This window comes from Collimonas arenae, from assembly GCF_001584165.1.
GTDB classification, from domain to species: domain Bacteria; phylum Pseudomonadota; class Gammaproteobacteria; order Burkholderiales; family Burkholderiaceae_D; genus Collimonas; species Collimonas arenae.
Window position 1 is genome coordinate 1,293,196 of sequence record NZ_CP013233.1, and the last position, 19,623, is coordinate 1,312,818.

Consider the following 19,623-nt stretch of genomic DNA (forward strand, 5'->3'; position numbering starts at 1 on the left):
GCGGGAAAGACCGTGCCGCGGACATCGCCGGCGGCACGTTGAAATTACACGCCTTGCTTGAGTGAAGCCGCGATGAAGTCGTCAAGGTCGCCGTCGAGGATGGCCTTGGTGTTGCCGCTCTCGAAGTTGGTGCGCAAATCCTTGATGCGCGACTGGTCCAACACGTAAGAGCGGATCTGGTGGCCCCAGCCGACGTCGGTCTTGGAGTCTTCCAGCTTCTGTTGTTCGCTCATGCGCTTGCGCAGTTCCAGTTCATACAGTTTGGCTTTCAACATGTCCCACGCTTCGGCGCGGTTGCGGTGCTGGCTGCGGTCGTTCTGGCATTGCACGACGATACCGGACGGCATGTGCGTCAGACGCACCGCGGAGTCGGTCTTGTTGATGTGCTGACCACCGGCGCCGGACGCGCGATAGGTATCGACGCGGACATCGGCAGGATTGACTTCGATATCGATCGAGTCGTCCACTTCCGGGTACACGAACAAGCTGGAAAACGAAGTGTGGCGGCCGTTGGCGGAGTCGAAAGGCGATTTGCGGACCAGGCGATGCACGCCGGTTTCGGTGCGCAGGAAACCGTAGGCATAATCGCCCTCGACTTTCAGCGTAGCGGTCTTGATGCCGGCGACTTCACCGTCGGATTGTTCCAGAATATCGACCTTGAAACCCTTGCGTTCGCAATAGCGCAGATACTGGCGCAGCAGCATCGATGCCCAGTCTTGCGCCTCAGTGCCGCCGGCGCCGGCTTGAATATCGATGAAGCAATTGTTCGGGTCCATCGGATTGCTGAACATGCGGCGGAATTCCATGCCTTCCACCAGCTTGCGCAATTCCTCGGTATCGGCTTCGACAGCTTCTATCGTTTCTTCGTCCTGCTCTTCGCGGGCCATCTGGAACAGATCGGTGGTGTCGCGCAGATCGGCTTCGATCTTAGTCAACGTCAGCACGATGGCTTCCAGCGATTTCTTTTCTTTACCCAGGTCCTGGGCGCGCTTCTGATCGTTCCAGACTTCCGGATCTTCCAGTTCGCCATTGACCTGGTCGAGTTTCTCTAACTTCGTATCGAAGTCAAAGATACCTCCGTAGTTCAGCTTCGCGGCTGGTCAGGTCCGCGAGCAGGTTTTGCAGGGAATTTAAGCGTTCGGCTTCCATTTTCGGCTCTTTTGCAATCAAACCCTAAATTATACGCCAGCGCTATGGCAGATGGCGCCGCTGTTTGCGTTTTGCTACGGATTGGAGGCTGTTTTTTGGCAAATATGCACAAATGTCAGCCATAGGTGAACCATTACGACAGGACAGATATCGAACTCGCAATCTTCTACTCTACAATGGATTGCACGCTTGATCATTTTCCCGCAAGGCCTTGCCGCCCATGACGATTAAGGCAAAAAGCAGCCAATTTGGTATCGATTTGCCATCTTTCTTGCTGGTGATGCCATTATGCCTAAGCCTTGGCGCCTGCGGCTTGCTGGCGCCCACACCTGCGCCGCACGGCGAAGTCCAGGGCGCTTCCACCAGCGGTGGAGAACTGGCGCAGTCAGACGTCAACCGCATGGCGACGTTGGCCATGCACGACAATCTCGATAGCCTGTATCGCTTGCTGGACAAGTTGTACCGACGCAACCCGGCAGAGTGGAAAAAGACCGCCGCCAGCCGTGAGTTGGCAATCCAGCGCGTACGCGAGGCAGTCGAGGCACGCCAGCCGTGGCCCGAACTGCAAGGAAAGCATGACATACAGGCACTGTCGTTGGCGCTTGATCCGGCTTTCAGCGGCGATCGTGCGGCGGCGTTTATTTACGGCGCAGCGGACATGATCATCGTCGCCCACGGCGGCAAGACCAAGTTTTACCTGATTGACGGACTCAACGCCCAATACCTGTACAACGCCGCCCGCAACATGGAAATCGCCGCGTGGATTCTCGGCAGCCGCAAAAATCCTGCTGGCCAGCCGCTGCTACTGTCGAACGACATCTCAGAGAGCGAGCACAACATCAGTTTCGAGAGGGAGTTCGGCAAGGTGATTGCCCGCATCGATTTGCTGGCCGAGTTCACTACCGAGAAATACCGGCGGGCCGGCATAAGTTACGTGCAGAACCTGGTGGGCGGGACTTTCCTACAGTTTTTACCGGTGCGCTGATTATTTCCACGCATGTCCTGTTTTGTCCGCAATATGTCTAGCAGAGGTATTTCGCGACATCCCGCCGACGCATAACATGATCCTCAACGATGGCAACCCGATTCCGGGGTGTCCGTGCATTGAATGAGGTTAACAACATGTTGAGCGTCGGAATACTGGTTTTTGATGACGTGGAAATCCTGGATTTTTCAGGTCCTTATGAAGTGTTTTCCACAGCTTCCCGAGTGCATGGGCGCGGCAACGGCGGCATCGCCGCAGGCAGCCTGTTCCGCTGCTTTCTGGTTGCGCCGGACATGCGACCGGTGCGTGCACGCGGTGGCATGAAAGTGTTGCCGGATTGCGTGCTGTTGCCATCTTCGGAGTTGGATGTGCTGCTGGTGCCGGGCGGTGACGTTTCCGTTATCGTCAATAACGACGCCGTGATTGCCTGGATCGCAGCGCAATCTGGGAGTACCGTCATCACGGCATCGGTCTGTACCGGCGCCTTCCTGCTGGCCAAGGCCGGCTTGCTGGATGGTCTGGATGCCACGACGCACTGGGAAGATCAGGATGACTTGCAGGCAGCTTTTCCTGCGCTTGCAGTCAAGCGCGACGTAGCTTGGGTCGATTGCGGTAAAGTGGTGACTTCCGGCGGCATATCGGCGGGTGTCGACATGGGCTTGCATCTGGTCGAGCGATTGGCCGGCGCGGCTCTGGCGAACGCCACCGCCAAACAGATGGAGTACCGATGGCTGCAATAAACGACGGCATGTCAGGCGAGGAGATCACCATCCCGGTGTATTTCCTGTTGCGCGACGCTACGATGGCGCTTGACCTGATTGGTCCGGCGGAGGTGCTGCGTTACGCCAACAGGATAGCCGAGCGCGAGGGACGGGTGAATTTTTTCGACGTCCGCTATATCAGCGCAGCGTCCTCGATCAGCACATCAATTGGTCTTGGCCTGACAGGTTTCGGCGCGTTGCCGGACAGCTTGCCCGCCAACGCCATTATCGTGCTCAACGGTTGCACCGGCAGCGACGACGACTTCAGCAGCGCCGCCGATCAACGCGCAGTGGCGTGGCTGCGCACGCATTGGCTTGCCTCGCATCGTTTGCTGTGCATCTGCACCGGCGCCTTGCTGGCCGGTTATGCGGGTTTGCTCGATGGACGTCAATGCACCACGCATCACAGCCACTGCAACGATTTGCGGCGTCTCGCACCAACCGCGCATGTGCAGGAAAACCGGATTTTCGTTGAGGACGGCAACGTCTACACGAGTGCCGGCGTCACGACCGGGATCGACCTGGCATTACATGTGGTGGCGCAAATTACTGGCCATGCCCGTAGCGCATCGATTGCCCGCTCGCTGGTGGTGTACATGCGGCGCGCTGGCAGCGATCCGCAACTGTCGCCGTGGCTGGCTTGTCGTAATCATTTGCATCCGGCAGTGCATCGGGTGCAGGATGCGGTGATCGGCAACCCGGCCAACGATTGGGACCTGCAGCAACTGGCCGATATCGCTTGCACCAGCGAACGCCATTTGACGCGCCTGTTCCGCGAACATACCGGCAGCAGCCTGGTCGACTACATCCAGCGCATCCGGGTGGCCCTGGTGCGCGAGTTGCTGACGCAATCGAAGCTGGATATGGAGCAGGTGGCGCAGCAGGCCGGCTTCAATTCAACCCGCCAATTACGTCGCGTGTGGAGCAAATTCGAAAGCCTGCCGCCAAGCCAGCAACGTGTGGTCGGATGATTCGCAATAGTTAAATGGGGTCGGAGTTTTTTCGCGATTTTTGCGAAAGTTACTCTGCCCCCATTTGACGGTCTACAGAGCGCAAGCCATGACATCCGAGGGAAATTAAATAGGGTCAGAGTCGAATTTTTGGCGGTAACAATTCGACTCTGACCCCAATTAATGGTCTGCGGATTACAAGCTGTTAAGGCAGCCGTTTCACGCGGGTTCAGCGTGCTCAACCATCAATTGTACCTTGGTTACACCGTTATATTCATTGGCGTCCAGGCGGAATGCGACTTTGGCCTTGCTGCCCAATTCATCGGTGTGGCCGAACCAGATCGCATCGTAGCGGGTGCCATTGCGTTCCAGCAGCAGCTTCAGGTGTTTTTCCTTCAGGATGCGTTGGCTGACCACGCGGAATTCGTCGCAAAACAGTGGCGGCGCAAAGCCCTGACCCCACACCTGGCCGTCCATCAATTCAATGAACTGCGTGGTGTAGTAGGCATCTTCAAGAGGTCCGTCGGTTTCGATCACGCGCTCCAACTGACTTTGTCCTAGCCATTCGCGGCCGACTTTTTCGAAGGCAGCGGCAAAGGTATCGAACGCGTCGGCGCGGATGGTCAAACCGGCCGCCATCGCGTGGCCGCCAAATTTCTGGATCAGGTTGGGTGCGTGCTTGGACACCAGATCCAGCGCGTCGCGCAGATGGAAGCCCGGAATGGAACGGCCGGAACCCTTGATCAAGCCTTCTCCGCCCGGTGCGAACGTGATGGTGGGCCGATAAAACTTGTCCTTCAAGCGAGAAGCAACGATGCCGATCACGCCTTGGTGCCAGGACGCGTCGAACACGCTGATGGTGGTACTGTCTTGCGGCTTGAAATCGTCCAGCAATGCCAGCGCGGTGTCCTGCATGCCGGCTTCGATATCGCGCCGTTCGCGATTGATGGTGTCGAGCTGCTGGGCGATGGCCCAGGCGCGGCCTTCGTCATCGGTAGTCAGGCATTCGATGCCGAGCGCCATGTCTGCCAGGCGGCCGGCGGCGTTCAGACGCGGCCCCAGCGCAAAGCCGAGATCGAAGGGCGTCGCGCGGCGCGCTTCTCTGCCGGCGGCGCGGAACAGTGCAGCGACACCCGCATGCATGCGGCCGGAGCGCATGCGTTTCAAGCCTTGTGCCACCAGGATGCGGTTGTTGGCGTCGAGCTTGACGACGTCGGCGACGGTGCCGAGCGCTACCAGGTCGAGCAGCACGTCCAGTTTTGGTTGCGTCTTGGCATCGAATACGCCGCGCTTGCGCATTTCGGCGCGCAGCGCCAGCAACACATAGAACATGACGCCGACACCGGCCAGGTTCTTGCTCGGGAAGCCGCATTCGGGCTGGTTCGGGTTGACGATGACTGCCGCTGCCGGCAGCGTATCTGCCGGCAGGTGATGGTCGGTGACCACCACTTCGATGCCGCGCCGGTTGGCCTCTTCCACACCGTCGATGCTGGCGATGCCGTTATCGACCGTGACGATGATGTCGGGCGATTTTTCGCGCGCGGTCAGCTCGACGATTTCCGGCGTCAGGCCGTAGCCGTATTCAAAGCGGTTCGGCACGATGAAGTCAATGTTCGCGCCCAGCAATCGCAGACCGCGCAGGCCGACTGCGCAGGCGGTCGCGCCGTCGCAATCGTAGTCGGCGACGATTACCATTTTCTTTTTTGCGGCGATGGCGTCGGCCAGGAAGCTGGCCGCAGCGTCGATGTGCAGCAGCCCAGACGGCGGGATCAATGCGGTCAGCTCGCTTTCCAGTTCCTTGACATCAAGCAGGCCACGCGCGGTGTAGACGCGCGCAAGCACCGGATGGACACCGCTTTGGCGCAGCCGTTCGGAATCGCGGAAAGGGTAGGGGCGGGTAACGATACGAGTCATGATGAATGCGCTGGCAGTAAGCCGCTCAGTGATGGCTTGAGCCAGAATTTCTTGAGTGAGAGGCGGCTGGCGGTCCATTCAAGCAGGTGGGCATTGTCGGTGATATACAGCGACAGGCTATCCAGCCGGCCTTGCTGCATCGCTTGCAGCAGCGGTGCGAAGAATTCGTTTTCGAGCGCCTGCATCTGTTGCAGCCAGCCCGACCATTCGCCGGTCAGCGCCGGCTGGATCAACTGATCCAGCGTGAGCAGCGCGTGCTCGGGTTTGGTGGCGATGATATCGGCCGCGCTGGCGTCGACATAGGCTGTCTTGGCATATTGGCCGAGTCCTGAGAGACTATTCGGCAGATTGAACACGTCACGCCGTTCACCTGACGTGGCTGGCGCCGGCGCTGCCGTCGCTCCGCCCCATAACCACAAGGAATTGACGGCTTGCAGTCCTTGCATTGCCCGTTGTTCGTTCAACGGATGCGCAAACCACAGCATCTGCACTTCATTCTGCAATTTGCGCCATGCTGCGGCGCCGTCGCCTTGCGGCATCCAGATATCGATGTTGTGGCCGCAGGTGGCGTCGGGAGTGGCGGTTAGCAGCCCTTGCCAATCGTCGGCGCGCATGAACCAGGTGTTGGCGTTGCCGTAGCGCAGCGGTCGGCTCACTTCAGCGAACAAGGGTTCAGCGGCGTCAAACAGGGTGCGCGAATCGGCTTCGGACAGGTTGATCTGGCGAATATCGGTCAGCACTAGGTGGTCGCGGGCGATATGAATATGCGACGGATGTAGCATGAACCAGGCGCCATCGTCAGCAGCCAGGCCGAGTGAGCGCATGGTGGCGCAAGCTAGGGCAGGGCTGTTCTGATGCTCCTCGGTGGATGCGCCATCGGCCGCAGCGAACGGCGGTAACGCAAATTGCGATGCCAGCCACGCTTCATGCGGCAGAGCTCTTGCAAAATCATCAAACTGTTGACGATGACGGCCGGACTTGGCCCGCGCCATCAAGGTGGCCAGGGCAGGTAGTTTCAATTCACGCAATAAATCGCGTGCCAGTTCTGGCGGCGGCAGGCCGAATGGCAATAGGATATCTAAATGACTCATGCCGCGATTGTAGGGCATACCGGGATATGAGGCGAATTAGCGGGTTGAAGCGGCTCTGTACAATTGGCCTGCAAAAGAAGCGCGCTTCTCATAAAATGATTGGATTACTTTGGAATCGCACTTCCTCCATCACAAGCCAGCCGCCATGAACTCATCAAACCTGCTCGCTACTCTCTTTGAATACAAAGCCTGGGCCAACGACACGTTGTTCACGGCGCTGCTCGACTTGTCGCCGGAAACGCAACAGCGTGAACGGCATGACGCCACGCGCATCCTAAATCATGTCTATGTGGTGGACCGCATTTTCGAAGCCAATCTGCAGCGCCAAGCGCATCAATACAAGGGATTGAATACGCCTGAAACGCCGACGCTGGAAGACTTGCGCGCGGCAATGCGGGAAACCGATCGCTGGTTGCTCGCCTATGCCAAGAATGTATCGGAATCCGAGTTGGCCGAGATTATCGATTTCACCTTTGTCGATGGCAAGCCAGGCCGGATGTCGCGCAGTGAGATGCTGTTGCATGTCATCACGCACGGCAATTATCATCGCGGCGCGGTTGGACGCATCCTGGCGCAGCTGGGTTTGCCGCCGCAACGCGATACGCTGACGGTTTTCCTGCATCGGCCTGAAGCTGCTCGTGCGTAACGGGGACAAGTTGCTTGCCTCATGGCTTGTGACGCAATAATTGGAGCACCACCATGGCAGAGCAAACAGCGAGCGGCGATTTTGCCACGATCCGCGAAACGATCCGTACCTTCGTCGACGAGCGCGACTGGGATCAATTTCATACGCCGAAGAACCTGTCTTCCGCGTTGTGCGTCGAAGCCGCAGAGTTGCTAGAACACTTTCAATGGCTGCAAACCGGCAGCCGCGAGGAACTTGGCGCCGCCAAGCTGGAGCAGGTCAGGCACGAAATGGCCGACGTACTGGTTTATCTGGTGCGGCTGGCCGACAAGCTCGATGTCGATCTTAATGCGGCCGTGTCCGAGAAAATGGTGTTGAACCGCGCCAAATATCCGGCCGACAAGGTGCGCGGGGATGCGCGCAAATATGATGAGTACAAGGACTATAAGGGCACCTGACCTTGTTGTTGATTTCCTTGCCACGGACGGGGCAAGGAAATTGACCGAAGGATCGTCGGAGCCGGGACACGTGGCTCGGCAATTGGCGCGGTTCCCGGTCATCCTCAGAAATTCAGCTTGGCGCTGAGCGTCACTTCACGCGCTGCGCCGATACTGACGAACGGCGTGCCGCTGCAGCAGCTGGAGGTGTAGTAGGTCGAGTCGAACAGGTTCTTGACGTTGAGTTGCCAATCGATCGCCTGGCCTTCTATCAGCGTATTCCACGACATGAAGGCATCCATTACGCGGCCATATGGCAAGTGGTAGACCTTGCCGGTACCGTCGCCTACCGGCAGGCTGCTGAACACGCGGGCGCCGACGCCGGCGCGCACGCGGCCTTCGACCGGGCCGACGCGCGAGACGCCGAAATCACGAGTCAGATAAAGCGACGCAGCATGCTTGGGCGTGTTTGGCAACGGATTGCCGGCCAGCTTGGGATCGTCGGCGTAGCGTGCCTCGGTGTAGGCATAGCTGCCGACCAGGCTGAGGTCGCGCGTGATGCGGCCGCTGGCGTCCAGTTCCAGTCCGCGTGAACGTGCCTTGCCGGCGTTACGGGTGTAGTTGATGCCGCCGATGGTTTCGGTAGTCTGGATGTTGCGTTTCTGGATGTCGAACACGGCCACGGTCGCCGTCAATTGCTCGGTTTCCAGTTTCGAGCCGATTTCATAACCCTTGGCCAGTTCGGGCGGCAACGTGCCGATTGGTGTGGCGATCGATGTGTTGGGCTTGAACGATTCGCTGTAGCTGGCGTACATCGACCAGTCCGGCGCCAATTTGTAGACCAGTCCGGCGCGTGGCGTGGTGCGGCCGGCGGCGACCTGGCTGCCGACGATGAACGGTCGGCCCTTGCCGGTCAGTTCGTTGAAATATTCATAGCGCAGGCCGGCCAGCACGATCCAGCGTGAATCGAGGTGGATCGAATCCTGCAGGAAGATGCCGCGCGAGATCAGCTTGTCGGTTTGATCGCTGTCGGCCGGGCTGATTTTGCTGCCGGCCGGCGTCAAGACGCCATACACCGGGTTGTAGATATTGAACTGGGTATTGCTCGGGCCGCGGTACAGGTCGGCCAGCACCCGGTAGTTGCGCATGTAGTCAACGCCGCCGACGATGTCGTGCTGGATGCCGCCCCATTGCACTTTGCCTTCAGCGTTAAAGGTCAGCGTATGCGCCGACTGCACGCCGTTCTGGGTGGAATCGACACGGCGTGTGGCGACGCCGGTATTGTAGTTGACCGACAGCACGCGGGCTTGCCAGTCATTGTAGTAGCTGCGGCTGAAGCCGTAGCCGCCACGCAGCGTCCAGTCCTGGTTGAGGCGGTGCTCGAAGCGCAGGTTGACTGCGTCGGAACGCCCGGCAGAGACGTTGTAGGCTTCGTCGAAGCGGCGGTCCTTGGGCACCGCTACCGGATTGCCGGTGCGCGGGTCGATGATGGTGCCGCGATCGATCGGCACCGAATAGTTCATGTGCTCATAAGCGAATGACAGCGTGGTGTCGCGGCCGTACCAGGCCAGCGAAGGTGCAACCACCGATTGCGTGGTCTCGCCGAAATTGCGCCAGTAGTTGGTGCGCTGGTGATCGGCGATCAGGCGATATGCCAGCCCGGAATCGCCGATCGGCCCGGTCAGGTCAACCTGCTCGCTGATGCCGCCATAGCTGGAGCCGCTAACAGTGACTGAACGCTGGGTTTCCAGCAGCGGCTTTTTGCTGATGACGTTGATCACGCCGCCCGGATCCATGCTGCCGTACAGCATCGAGGATGGGCCTTTCAGCACTTCGACGCGCTCGGTGGTTGGCGTGAAGTTACGCGGCTGTACCGACAGCATGCCATCGCGCAGCATCGAGTTGTCACGGTTGTCGCCGAAGCCGCGTTTGATGATTGCATCCAGTGTGCCGCCCAGCGTATTACCCATGCGCACGCCGGATACTGTATCCAGCGATTCCGCCAGGCTGCTCGGCTGGCGGTCCTGGATGAATTGCGAAGTCACGACGGTGACCGCTTGCGGCACGTCGATCAGGGCTGCATCGCTGCGGCTGGCGACCGATGCGCGCTTTGCCTGGTAACCGTTTTCCGCTTTCGGATCGGCATCGCGGTTGGCCTTCACCGACACCGTTGGTAACACATTTTCATTGTTCCCTGCGCTGCCTGCCGCCACTGTAATTGGACTGCCGGATTGCCTGGATGTCTGGTCGTTCTGGATGTCGACCGCTATCGCGCCGTGCGTCAGCACGAGCGAACAGATTCCCACTATCTTCTTTTTCAAAACTTTATCCTCGCCTGGCTATTTGTTTTTTGTAATGCAGCGGAATTATAGCAAATGATAATCATTCGCAATTGACTTGTTGGTGATTGATGATGATTTTTCTGTGCAGGCCGGCGTTTAGCCTCCTCAGGATGTGATACGAAGACGGCGGCGAAGCGAGGCCCATGCGAAAAACGAACGCGCGGCATCTCAGCCGCTGCTTGCGCATTGCCCGATACAAGCCGAATGGGAGGGCGACGCAAAAACGCATCTCGGCATAAAATTCGGAAGCGCTCATGCGATTGCCGTGTGCTCGATCCTCGTCCGCGAGGAGTAGAATTAGGCGCAGTCGCTGCGTATCAATCCTGTGTCCTGGCGTCGACACGGGATTCGCTTTTCAAGATTTGACCCGTATTTTCCCTGAGGAACCTGCATGCATTTCCCTGTACGAAAAACTTTCGTTTCCCTCATTTTTCTCGCGGCTTCCCACCTCGCCTTTGCGCAAGCACCGAAAACAGTGTTCATCGAAGACTTGACCTGGACCGAACTGCGCGACCAGGTCCAGGCCGGCAAGACCACCATCATCATTCCCATCGGCGCCACCGAGCAGAGCGGCCCCGATGTCGCGCTCGGCAAGCACAATGTGCGCGTGAAGATACTGTCGCAACGCATTGCTGAAGGATTGGGCAATGCCTTTGTGGCGCCGGTCATCGCGTATGTCCCGGAAGGCAATACCGCGCCGCCGACATCGCATATGCGCTTCCCTGGCACCATCACGATTCCGGATGACGTCTTTGAAAAAATGCTGGAGTCGGCTGCCAATAGCTTCAAGGTTCACGGCTTCAAGAACATCGTTTTCTTGGGCGATCACGGCGGTTATCAGAACGACATCAAGAAAGTGGTGGCGAGCCTCAATAAAGCCTGGTCCGGCTCGCCGGCCCGCGCAATTGTGCCGCCGGAGTATTACGCCAGCAGCTCGGACGGCTTCGCGCAAATACTGCGCCAGCACGGTTTCCGCGATGATGAGATCGGCACCCACGCGGGGCTGGCAGATACCTCGCTGCTGCTTGCAGTAGCACCGCAGATGGTGCGCCAGGACCGATTGCGCAGCGGTCAGAAACTTGGGCTCGCTGATGGTGTCTATGGCGGTGATCCGCGCCGGTCGACCGCTGAACTCGGTCAGTTGGGTATCGATGCGATTGTGTCGCGGACCATTGCCGCCCTCAAGGCGGATACGGCAGCCCGCTAGTAAAGTCTCGGACTCTTTTTAATATTCTTACTTCCTAAATAACGGATTTCATTATGCATGTTAATTTTCGCCGCTGTCACGCCTCGCATTGTCTGTCAGCGGTGCGTTGGCCGTTTTGAGTATCGCCTGTAGCGCATCGGCTGCGCCGGCAATCACCACGGTGCCTGGCATGGCGCCTGTGGTGAATCCCGCCAACTTATACAGCGAAGCTGGCGCCGGCCATTTCAGCCCAGCGGTGGCGGGCGCGCTGCCGCGCATTTATGTACCTAACCTGCGTTCTAACGATGTCTACGTGATCGATCCGGCAACCTTCAAGGTAGTCGAGAAATTCAAGGTCGGCTATAGCCCGCAGCACGTGGTGCCGGCCTGGGACCTGAAGACATTGTGGGTGGCGAACAATGCGGAAGGTCGGCCTGATGGCAGCCTGACGCCGATTGATCCGACGACAGCCAAGCCTGGCAAGGAAATCCCGGTGGAGGATCCCTACAATATGTACTTCACGCCGGACGGCAAGGACGCCATCGTGGTGGTCGAGGCCCACGCTCAGCTCGATTTCCGCGATCCACATACGATGGCGCTGAAGTCCAGCCTATCGGTGCCGGAGTGTAAAGGCATCAATCACGCCGACTTCTCAATCGATGGCAAGTACGCATTGTTTACCTGCGAATTCGGCGGACGCCTGGCGAAGATCGACATGGTCAATCGCAAGGTAGTCGGCTACCTGCAATTGGACAAGAAGGGCATGCCGCAGGACATCCGTATCTCGCCGGACGGCAAGGTATTTTTCGTCGCCGACATGATGGCCGATGGCGTTTATGTGGTTGACGGTGAGAGTTTCACCAAGATCGGTTTCATTCAAACCGGAACCGGCACGCACGGTTTGTACCCAAGCCGCGACGGCAGCAAGCTGTATGTCGCCAATCGCGGTTCGAACAAGATCCACGGCCCACGCCATGGCAAGGGCAGCATTTCGGTGATCGATTTCGCCACGCGCAAGGTGGTGGCGAACTGGCCGATCCCTGGCGGCGGCAGCCCTGACATGGGCAATGTCAGCGCGGATGGCAAGATGCTGTGGCTGTCGGGTCGTTTTGATGATGTCGTCTATGCGATCGACACGACTACCGGCGCCGTCAAATCGATCCCTGTCGGCATGGAGCCGCATGGCCTGACAGTCTGGCCGCAACCTGGTCGTTATTCGCTGGGACACACCGGCAATATGCGCTGATAGCGGATGTAGTTGATTTAGCAGAAATCGAAAGCCCTGGATTGGTCGCATGCGTGGCATTTGCGCGCTGGCGCAGCAGGGCTTTCGACATATCTATCGTTAAAAGGAATTTCCAGTCATGAGTTATCACGCATCAAGCAAGCGTTACGAGAGCATGCAATTCCGTTTGTGCGGCCGCAGCGGACTCAAGTTGCCGTTGTTGTCGATGGGCCTTTGGCACAACTTCGGCGACACCACCTCGCTGGCGCGCCAGCGTGAGATGGTACACACCGCGTTCGACCTTGGCATCACCCATTTCGACCTGGCCAACAATTACGGGCCGCCATATGGCAGCGCCGAAACCAATTTCGGCCGCATCCTGAAAGAAGACCTGCGTCCTTACCGCGATGAACTGATCATCTCGACCAAGGCCGGTTGGGACATGTGGCCGGGCCATACGGGCAGGGCGGCGGTTCGCGCAAATATGTGCTGGCCAGCCTCGACCAGAGCTTGCAGCGCCTAGGCCTGGAGTACGTTGACATTTTCTATTCGCACCGCTTCGATCCGGAAACACCGCTGGAAGAAACCATGGGTGCATTGGCAACGGCCGTGCAGCAAGGCAAGGCGCTGTACGTCGGCGTTTCATCCTATTCACCGGCCAAGACTGCCGAAGCCGCCAAACTGCTGCGCGAGTGGAAAGTGCCTTGCCTGATTCATCAGCCATCCTACAACATGCTCAACCGCTGGATCGAGCAGGGTTTGCTGGATACGCTGGAGCAGGAAGGCATGGGTTGCATCACGTTTACTGCATTGGCGCAGGGGTTGTTGAGCGACAAATACCTGAATGGCATCCCGCAGGATTCTCGCGTCAATCGCGAAGGCGGCGGTTCGTTGCAGCAGGCTCACCTGAGCCCTGAGAACCTGGCGCGGGTGCGTGCGCTGAACGAGATCGCCAAGGCGCGTGGCCAGAGCCTGGCGCAGATGGCGTTGGCCTGGGTGCTGCGCGATCCACGTGTGACCACCACCTTGATCGGCGCCAGCAGCCCGGCCCAGATCCGCGAAAACGTGGCGGCTTTGGAGCGGCTGGATTTTTCGAAAGAGGAATTGGCGGCGATCGATGTCCAGGCGCAGGACGGCGGCATCAACCTGTGGGAGCGTTCCTCGAAAGGCGAATGAGCGGTAGGCACGCGCAGGGATGAAAACGGACGCCGCGGCGTCCGTTTTTTTTCGATTTTTCGCAATATTAAAATGCATAATTGCTAATGATCGACCACTTTCGCGAGCGAGGATGCTTCGCAGCGCGATACACGTGTGCAGAACAAGATTATGATGGCGCTATTGGCATTCTCGCGCATCCCGGTGGGTTATTTTGAGCCGCTGAAGATCGACAATGCCGCAACCCGTCAAGGAGCCGTCATGATCGGATTCATGTTGTTTTTGCAGTACACGCAATCGGGACACTAATGAACATCAGCGCATTTGATTTATTCAAGATCGGTATCGGCCCATCCAGTTCGCATACCGTGGGACCAATGATTGCCGCCAACCGGTTTGCTGCACATCTGCACGATACCGGCCTGCTGGACGCAGTGCATGCGGTGCGGGTCGAGTTGTATGGTTCGCTCGGCGCTACCGGAAAAGGACACGGCAGCGACAAGGCGGTGCTGCTGGGATTGGAAGGCAACCTGCCGGACAACATCGATCCCGACCATGTCGAGCCGCGCCTGGCGGAAATCCGCAGCAGCAGGAAATTGCTGTTGAACGGTACGCATCCGATTGGCTGCATCGAAAAGGAACACGTGCTGTTTTTCCGGCGCGAGGCGTTGCCGCAACATCCGAACGGCATGCGCTTCGTGGCGTTGGACGCGAGCGGCAATGAGATCGCCGTGAAGGAGTACTACTCGGTCGGCGGCGGGTTTGTGGTCAGCAAGGAAGGGCAACGCGTCAACCTGGTGCAGGCCGGTAGCGTCCAGGCGGAAGGCGAGTTGCCGTATCCATTCCATTCCGGTGCCGATCTGCTGCGCATGAGCGCGGCAAGCGGCCTGACGATTGCGGCCTGATGATGGAAAACGAAAAGCACTGGCGCACGGCGGAAGAGGTGCGCGAAAAAATGCTGGGCATCTGGGATGTGATGGCGGCGGCGGTACGACGTGGTTGCTCGATCAGCGGCGAATTGCCGGGACCGATGAAGGTCAAGCGCCGCGCTTCCGAACTGTACCGGCAGTTGAAGGAGCGCTCCGAGGAATCGCTGATCGATCCGTTGTCGATGCTCGACTGGGTCAATCTGTACGCGATGGCAGTCAATGAGGAAAATGCCGCCGGCGGACGGATCGTCACCGCACCGACCAACGGCGCCGCAGGCGTGCTGCCGGCAGTGCTGCACTATTACACCAAGTTCATTCCCGGCGCCAATCGTGATGGCGTCATGACCTTCATGCTGACGGCTGCGGCAATCGGCTTGATCTACAAGGAAAACGCTTCCATCTCGGGCGCCGAAGTCGGCTGCCAGGGCGAAGTCGGCGTTGCCTGTTCGATGGCAGCTGGCGCGTTGGCGGCGGTATTGGGCGGCAGTACCGAACAGATCGAGAATGCCGCCGAGATCGGCATGGAACACAATCTCGGCATGACGTGCGACCCGATCGGCGGATTGGTGCAGATCCCCTGCATCGAACGTAATGCGATGGGCGCGGTGAAGGCGATCAATGCCGCTCGCATCGCTTTGCGCGGCAACGGCAAGCACTATGTATCGCTCGACAATGTCATCAAGACCATGATGCAGACCGGCGCCGACATGAAAACCAAATACAAGGAAACCTCGCGTGGCGGTTTGGCGGTCAATGTAATCGAGTGCTGAAGCGTCTGTGGATATTTCGCTTTTGAATTGCCAATATCAGCCGGTACAGCAATCTGTGGCAGATTGGTCTACCATTTGGACAGAGCAGCGCCAGTGGCGGCAAGCCCGCCAGTCATCACTCTTTCCCCTAGGCATTTATCCAGGCAGAGATTCGCACGCCGATAACCCGAATTGATGGACATTGTGATAATGTCGCTGCCACCGATTTTTTTATTCGCGTATTCAGGAGACCATTAATGAGCACCCCCACAACCCTTTCTGCGGCCGAGCAGGCCCTGCGCGACGCTGCGCTGGAATATCATCGCAGCCCGACGCGCGGCAAGATCGCCGTGGTGCCGACCAAGCCATTGTCGAACCAGCGCGACCTGTCGCTGGCGTATTCTCCTGGCGTAGCGTATGCCTGCCTGGCGATTCATGAAGATCCGGAAACTGCGGTCGAGTACACCTCGCGCGCCAATCTGGTAGGCGTCATCACTAACGGCACCGCAGTGCTTGGCCTGGGCGATATCGGCCCGCTGGCAGGCAAGCCGGTGATGGAAGGCAAGGGCTGCCTGTTCCATAATTTTGCCGGCATCGACGTATTCGACATTGAACTGGCTGAACGTGATCCGGACAAGCTGGTAGAGATCATCGCTGCGCTGGAGCCGACGCTGGGCGGCATCAATCTGGAAGATATCAAGGCGCCGGAATGTTTCTACATCGAGAAGAAGCTGCGCGAGCGCATGAAGATCCCGGTTTTCCACGATGATCAGCACGGCACGGCCATCATTTCGTCAGCAGCGTTGTTGAACGGTCTGGAACTGGTCAACAAGAAAATCGGCGAAGTGAAATTGGTCGCCTCCGGTGCCGGCGCTGCGGCAATTGCCTGCCTCGACCTGATGGTGGAACTGGGTGTCAAACGCGAAAACATTTTCGTTTGCGATTCGCGCGGCGTGATCCACGACAAGCGCGAAGACAAGCTGGATGTATCGAAGCAACGCTATCAGCAAATCACCAATGCACGCACTCTAGCCGACGCGATTGTCGATGCCGACGTGTTCCTCGGCTGCTCGGCGCCAGGCGTACTGACGCAGGATATGGTCAAGACCATGGGCCGTCAGCCGATCATCCTGGCGCTGGCCAATCCGGAACCTGAAATCCGTCCGGAACTGGCGCTGGAAGCGCGGCCGGACTGTATCATCGCCACCGGCCGTTCCGACTATCCGAACCAGGTCAACAACGTTCTGTGTTTCCCGTACATTTTCCGTGGCGCGCTGGATTGCGGCGCCACCAGCATCACAGAAGCGATGAAGGTTGCCTGCGTGCGCGAAATCGCCGACCTGACCAAGGCCGAGATCAGCGAAGAAGTGGCATCCGCCTATGCCGGCCAGGAATTGCATTTCGGACCGGAATACATCATTCCAAAGCCTTTCGATTCGCGCCTGATCCTGCGCATCGCGCCGGCCGTGGCGCGTGCCGCCGAAGAATCCGGCGTGGCCACTCGTCCGATCAAGGACATGGATGCTTATCGCCAGTCGCTGATGCGCTTCGTCAGCCATACCGGCATGTTCATGCGCCCGGTATTCCTGGCTGCACGCGGCGAGCCGCAGCGCATCGTCTACGCCGAAGGCGAAGATGAACGCGTGTTGCGCGCGGTGCAGATCGCCCTGGAAGAAAAACTGGTGCAGCCGATCCTGATTGGCCGTCCGGCGGTGATCGAGGCGCGCATCAAACGCGCCGGCTTGCGCTTGCAGGCTGGACGCGATTTCGAACTGGTCAATCCGGAAGATGACTCCCGTTTCCGTCAGTACTGGGAAACCTATCACGAGATCAAGGCACGCGACGGCGTTACGCCCGAGATGGCGAAATCGACACTGCGCCGCTCAAACACCACCATTGCTTCGCTGCTGGTCAAGCTGGGCGATGCCGACGGCATGTTGTGCGGCCTGGTCGGACGTTTCGACAGCCACCTGGAGCATGTGAGCGACATCATCGGCCTGCGCGAAGGCGCCAAGTGCTTCGCCGCCATGAACGGCCTGGTGCTCGACAAGCACACCTTGTTCATTGCCGACACCTTCGTCAATGACGATCCAGACGCCGAGCAACTGGCCGACATCGCTGCCATGGCGGTGGAAGAAGTGCGCCGCTTTGGTGTGCCGCCCAAGGTGGCATTCCTGTCGCATTCGATGTTCGGCTCCAGCACCCGTCCTTCGGCCAAGAAGATGCGCGCCGCACGCGACTTGTTCGTCAAGCGCATGCCGGATGTCGAAGCCGATGGCGAGATGCACGGCGACGCCGCGCTGAGCGCTGAGGTGCGGGCGCAGTTCCTGCCGAAATCGACGCTGAGTGGCGATGCCAATGTCCTGATCACACCGAACCTGGATGCCGCAAACATCCTGTTCAACGTGTTGAAGATGACCGGTGGCCAGGGCGTGACGGTTGGTCCGGTATTGCTCGGCGCTGCTGCGCCGGTGCACATCCTGAACCCATCGGCAACGGTGCGACGGGTCGTCAACATGACCGCCCTGGTAGTGGCAAACGCGATTTCTGCCAAGCAGGGCGCGTAAGTAGTTTTCAGTAGTTAATTTTCAGTAGTTAAGCGAGTAGTTAAAAACAGTTAAGGGGCAGGACGATGCGCCGCGTTGCGGCTGCAAAGTCCTGCCCCTTTTCTCATTAAATACGGTTTTCTTTCGGGAGGCTGCGCCGTCAGTCAAACAGCTCCTGCCAGAAATTTTCCTTCTTCTTCGGCCTGCGATAATCGTCGTGATGCGATCCCTGCTGGCTCGACCAATACTCGGGCTGATGCCGCACTGGCGCCGGCGGCTGTGTGCGCGCCAGTTCTTGCGTCGACAGCTGGATGATCTTGTCCAGTTCGCCGCGATCCAGCCAGACACCGCGACAGCCCGGGCAATAATCGATTTCGACACTCTGACGCTCGCTCATCACAAGCTCCTTGTCTTTGCATACGGGGCAATACATAGTCATTCTCCAAAATATTGAATTGATGGCACGAGATAAATGCCTGGCGTGGTCCGCACGCACAGACACCGTGCTTAATCCTTGTTAGCAAATCCGAGTAACTGCAGCAGGCTGGTAAACAGGTTGAAGATCGACACGAACAGGCTGACGGTCGCCATCACATAATTGGTTTCGCCGCCGCGCACGATGTTGTTGGTTTCGAACAGGATCATGCCCGACATCAGCAGCACGAATACCGCGGATACGGTCAGCGACAGCGCAGGGATGCTGAAGAAGATCGCCGCCAGTCCAGCCACGAAAGCCACCAGTACGCCAACCGTCAGCATGCCGCCCATGAACGACAGATCACGCTTGGTGACCAACGCATAAGCCGACATGCCCAGGAAAATCACTGTGGTGCCAGCCAATGCCATCGCTACCGTGAGGCCGCCGTTCGGCATGCTCAGGTATTGGCTGACGATCGGCCCCAGGGTGTAGCCCATGAAGCCGGTCAGCGCGAATACCATGCCCACGCCGAGGCCGCGGTCACGGTACTTGGTCACCAAAAACAGCAAGCCGAAGTAGCCGGCCAGGGTGATGATGATTCCTGGGCTGGGCAGGCTCAGGGCGACCGAGGCGCCGGCAACGATGGCGCTGAAGCCGAGGCACAGCGACAGCAGCAGATAAGTGTTGCGCAAGACCTTGCGTGCAGCACCATCCATTACCGTGGAGGTCGAATACTTGGCGCTGCTGCTTCTCAATATATTGAAGCGGTTGTTCATGATGTCCTTTCTTAAAATTAGATAAGTGAAGTTTCAGTGACTGGCACCGTGTACTTCGTATGTCGCACCGCTTTCGCCTTCGACAGCAGGCGGTCAGTCGCCTGCGCGGCGCGATGTGCGGCCTGGTCGACCATGCTGGCGATATCGCTGCCTTTTTCCGTGACGACCACAGGCGGCAGGCCCGGCAGCGTCAAATGGATCTGGCAGTGTTTGTCGACGCCGCCTTTCGGACCGTTCTGATCGCTGATGCGAACCTTCACTGCCTGGATGCCATATTGCTTCCTGCCGAGCGCCAGGGACAGGCGACGGCTAACGTACTCGCGCAATCTGCGGCTGAGTTTTACGCCATTTGCAACGATGGTAGGTTTCATCTTTGGCTCCAATT

At 58.6% G+C, this 19,623-nt stretch carries 16 protein-coding genes and 2 pseudogenes; 11 read left to right on the top strand and 7 right to left on the bottom strand.

Features of this window, described 5'->3' with window-relative positions; genetic code table 11:
* Window positions 1–44 precede the first annotated feature (44 nt).
* Window positions 45–1,149, bottom strand: a protein-coding gene (prfB, locus tag CAter10_RS06055; RefSeq protein WP_128082996.1) for a peptide chain release factor 2 whose coding sequence is annotated in 2 segments (ribosomal slippage) — window positions 45–1,067 and window positions 1,069–1,149 — 1,104 coding nt in all. Because the reading frame shifts where the segments join, the coding sequence is not laid out codon by codon here.
* Between the two features lie 220 nt (window positions 1,150–1,369).
* Between prfB and CAter10_RS06060 the strand changes: the two genes are divergently transcribed.
* The 3 genes from CAter10_RS06060 (at window position 1,370) to CAter10_RS06070 (ending at window position 3,866) form a co-directional block, all read left to right on the top strand.
* Window positions 1,370–2,134, top strand: coding sequence for a hypothetical protein (locus CAter10_RS06060; RefSeq protein WP_128082997.1), 765 nt, complete (start codon window positions 1,370–1,372; stop codon window positions 2,132–2,134).
* 137 nt (window positions 2,135–2,271) lie between these two features.
* The gene (locus CAter10_RS06065) at window positions 2,272–2,874 is read left to right on the top strand and encodes a DJ-1/PfpI family protein (protein WP_061532714.1); all 603 of its coding nucleotides are present in this window, start codon (window positions 2,272–2,274) and stop codon (window positions 2,872–2,874) included.
* A complete protein-coding gene (locus CAter10_RS06070; protein ID WP_082797809.1) occupies window positions 2,862–3,866 on the top strand; it encodes a GlxA family transcriptional regulator in 1,005 nt (334 codons plus the stop codon). Before CAter10_RS06065 ends, CAter10_RS06070 begins: the two co-directional genes overlap by 13 nt.
* A 198-nt stretch (window positions 3,867–4,064) precedes the next feature.
* Here the strand turns inward: CAter10_RS06070 and recJ are convergent, their stop codons facing one another.
* The gene (gene recJ / locus CAter10_RS06075) at window positions 4,065–5,759 is read right to left on the bottom strand and encodes a single-stranded-DNA-specific exonuclease RecJ (RefSeq protein ID WP_061532715.1); all 1,695 of its coding nucleotides are present in this window, start codon (window positions 5,757–5,759) and stop codon (window positions 4,065–4,067) included.
* The gene (locus tag CAter10_RS06080; RefSeq protein ID WP_061535191.1) at window positions 5,756–6,850 is read right to left on the bottom strand and encodes a hypothetical protein; all 1,095 of its coding nucleotides are present in this window, start codon (window positions 6,848–6,850) and stop codon (window positions 5,756–5,758) included. The genes recJ and CAter10_RS06080 overlap by 4 nt, the downstream gene beginning before the upstream one ends.
* A 145-nt stretch (window positions 6,851–6,995) precedes the next feature.
* On the opposite strand from CAter10_RS06080, the gene CAter10_RS06085 reads away from it, so the two are divergent.
* Together CAter10_RS06085 and CAter10_RS06090 are read left to right on the top strand one after the other, a co-directional pair.
* Window positions 6,996–7,496, top strand: a complete 501-nt coding sequence (locus CAter10_RS06085) for a DinB family protein (RefSeq protein ID WP_061532716.1) — start codon at window positions 6,996–6,998, stop codon at window positions 7,494–7,496.
* Between the two features lie 53 nt (window positions 7,497–7,549).
* Complete coding sequence (locus tag CAter10_RS06090; RefSeq protein ID WP_061532717.1) at window positions 7,550–7,933, top strand: nucleotide pyrophosphohydrolase; 384 nt, start codon at window positions 7,550–7,552, stop codon at window positions 7,931–7,933.
* A 104-nt stretch (window positions 7,934–8,037) separates the two neighbouring features.
* Here CAter10_RS06090 and CAter10_RS06095 read toward each other — a convergent pair whose 3' ends face one another.
* Window positions 8,038–10,233, bottom strand: a complete 2,196-nt coding sequence (locus CAter10_RS06095; RefSeq protein WP_061532718.1) for a TonB-dependent siderophore receptor — start codon at window positions 10,231–10,233, stop codon at window positions 8,038–8,040.
* A gap of 412 nt (window positions 10,234–10,645) precedes the next feature.
* Between CAter10_RS06095 and CAter10_RS06105 the strand changes: the two genes are divergently transcribed.
* The 6 genes and pseudogenes from CAter10_RS06105 (at window position 10,646) to CAter10_RS06125 (ending at window position 18,065) form a co-directional block, all read left to right on the top strand.
* A complete protein-coding gene (locus CAter10_RS06105; protein ID WP_061532720.1) occupies window positions 10,646–11,461 on the top strand; it encodes a creatininase family protein in 816 nt (271 codons plus the stop codon).
* A gap of 169 nt (window positions 11,462–11,630) precedes the next feature.
* Window positions 11,631–12,686 (top strand): YncE family protein, encoded by a 1,056-nt coding sequence (locus CAter10_RS06110; protein ID WP_205630306.1) that lies wholly within the window; start codon window positions 11,631–11,633, stop codon window positions 12,684–12,686.
* Window positions 12,687–12,804: 118 nt separating this feature from the next.
* Window positions 12,805–13,841: pseudogene (gene mgrA / locus CAter10_RS06115) on the top strand (L-glyceraldehyde 3-phosphate reductase).
* A 135-nt stretch (window positions 13,842–13,976) separates the two neighbouring features.
* Complete coding sequence (locus CAter10_RS22740; RefSeq protein ID WP_156477070.1) at window positions 13,977–14,129, top strand: hypothetical protein; 153 nt, start codon at window positions 13,977–13,979, stop codon at window positions 14,127–14,129.
* Window positions 14,129–15,519 (top strand): annotated as a pseudogene (locus CAter10_RS06120) (L-serine ammonia-lyase). Before CAter10_RS22740 ends, CAter10_RS06120 begins: the two are co-directional and overlap by 1 nt.
* 236 nt (window positions 15,520–15,755) lie before the next feature.
* Complete coding sequence (locus CAter10_RS06125) at window positions 15,756–18,065, top strand: NADP-dependent malic enzyme (RefSeq protein ID WP_061532722.1); 2,310 nt, start codon at window positions 15,756–15,758, stop codon at window positions 18,063–18,065.
* A 139-nt stretch (window positions 18,066–18,204) separates the two neighbouring features.
* Here the strand turns inward: CAter10_RS06125 and CAter10_RS06130 are convergent, their stop codons facing one another.
* The 3 genes from CAter10_RS06130 to CAter10_RS06140 form a co-directional block, all read right to left on the bottom strand.
* Window positions 18,205–18,477, bottom strand: a complete 273-nt coding sequence (locus CAter10_RS06130; protein WP_061532723.1) for a TFIIB-type zinc ribbon-containing protein — start codon at window positions 18,475–18,477, stop codon at window positions 18,205–18,207.
* A gap of 74 nt (window positions 18,478–18,551) precedes the next feature.
* Window positions 18,552–19,238 (bottom strand): Bax inhibitor-1/YccA family protein, encoded by a 687-nt coding sequence (locus CAter10_RS06135; RefSeq protein WP_061532724.1) that lies wholly within the window; start codon window positions 19,236–19,238, stop codon window positions 18,552–18,554.
* Between the two features lie 17 nt (window positions 19,239–19,255).
* Window positions 19,256–19,609, bottom strand: a complete 354-nt coding sequence (locus CAter10_RS06140; protein ID WP_061532725.1) for an HPF/RaiA family ribosome-associated protein — start codon at window positions 19,607–19,609, stop codon at window positions 19,256–19,258.
* Window positions 19,610–19,623 lie beyond the last annotated feature (14 nt).

Excerpts from the sequence above, each read along its gene's own strand:
- recJ (WP_061532715.1), bottom strand. The coding sequence starts at position 5,759 with ATGACTCGTATCGTTACCCGCCCCTACCCTTTCCGCGATTCCGAACGG.
- CAter10_RS06080 (WP_061535191.1), bottom strand. The coding sequence starts at position 6,850 with ATGAGTCATTTAGATATCCTATTGCCATTCGGCCTGCCGCCGCCAGAA.
- CAter10_RS06110 (WP_205630306.1), top strand. The coding sequence starts at position 11,631 with ATGGCGCCTGTGGTGAATCCCGCCAACTTATACAGCGAAGCTGGCGCC.
- CAter10_RS06125 (WP_061532722.1), top strand. The coding sequence starts at position 15,756 with ATGAGCACCCCCACAACCCTTTCTGCGGCCGAGCAGGCCCTGCGCGAC.
- CAter10_RS06105 (WP_061532720.1), top strand. The coding sequence starts at position 10,646 with ATGCATTTCCCTGTACGAAAAACTTTCGTTTCCCTCATTTTTCTCGCG.
- CAter10_RS06135 (WP_061532724.1), bottom strand. The coding sequence starts at position 19,238 with ATGAACAACCGCTTCAATATATTGAGAAGCAGCAGCGCCAAGTATTCG.
- CAter10_RS06070 (WP_082797809.1), top strand. The coding sequence starts at position 2,862 with ATGGCTGCAATAAACGACGGCATGTCAGGCGAGGAGATCACCATCCCG.
- CAter10_RS06060 (WP_128082997.1), top strand. The coding sequence starts at position 1,370 with ATGACGATTAAGGCAAAAAGCAGCCAATTTGGTATCGATTTGCCATCT.
- CAter10_RS06065 (WP_061532714.1), top strand. The coding sequence starts at position 2,272 with ATGTTGAGCGTCGGAATACTGGTTTTTGATGACGTGGAAATCCTGGAT.
- CAter10_RS06090 (WP_061532717.1), top strand. The coding sequence starts at position 7,550 with ATGGCAGAGCAAACAGCGAGCGGCGATTTTGCCACGATCCGCGAAACG.
- CAter10_RS06140 (WP_061532725.1), bottom strand. The coding sequence starts at position 19,609 with ATGAAACCTACCATCGTTGCAAATGGCGTAAAACTCAGCCGCAGATTG.
- CAter10_RS06085 (WP_061532716.1), top strand. The coding sequence starts at position 6,996 with ATGAACTCATCAAACCTGCTCGCTACTCTCTTTGAATACAAAGCCTGG.
- CAter10_RS06130 (WP_061532723.1), bottom strand. The coding sequence starts at position 18,477 with ATGTATTGCCCCGTATGCAAAGACAAGGAGCTTGTGATGAGCGAGCGT.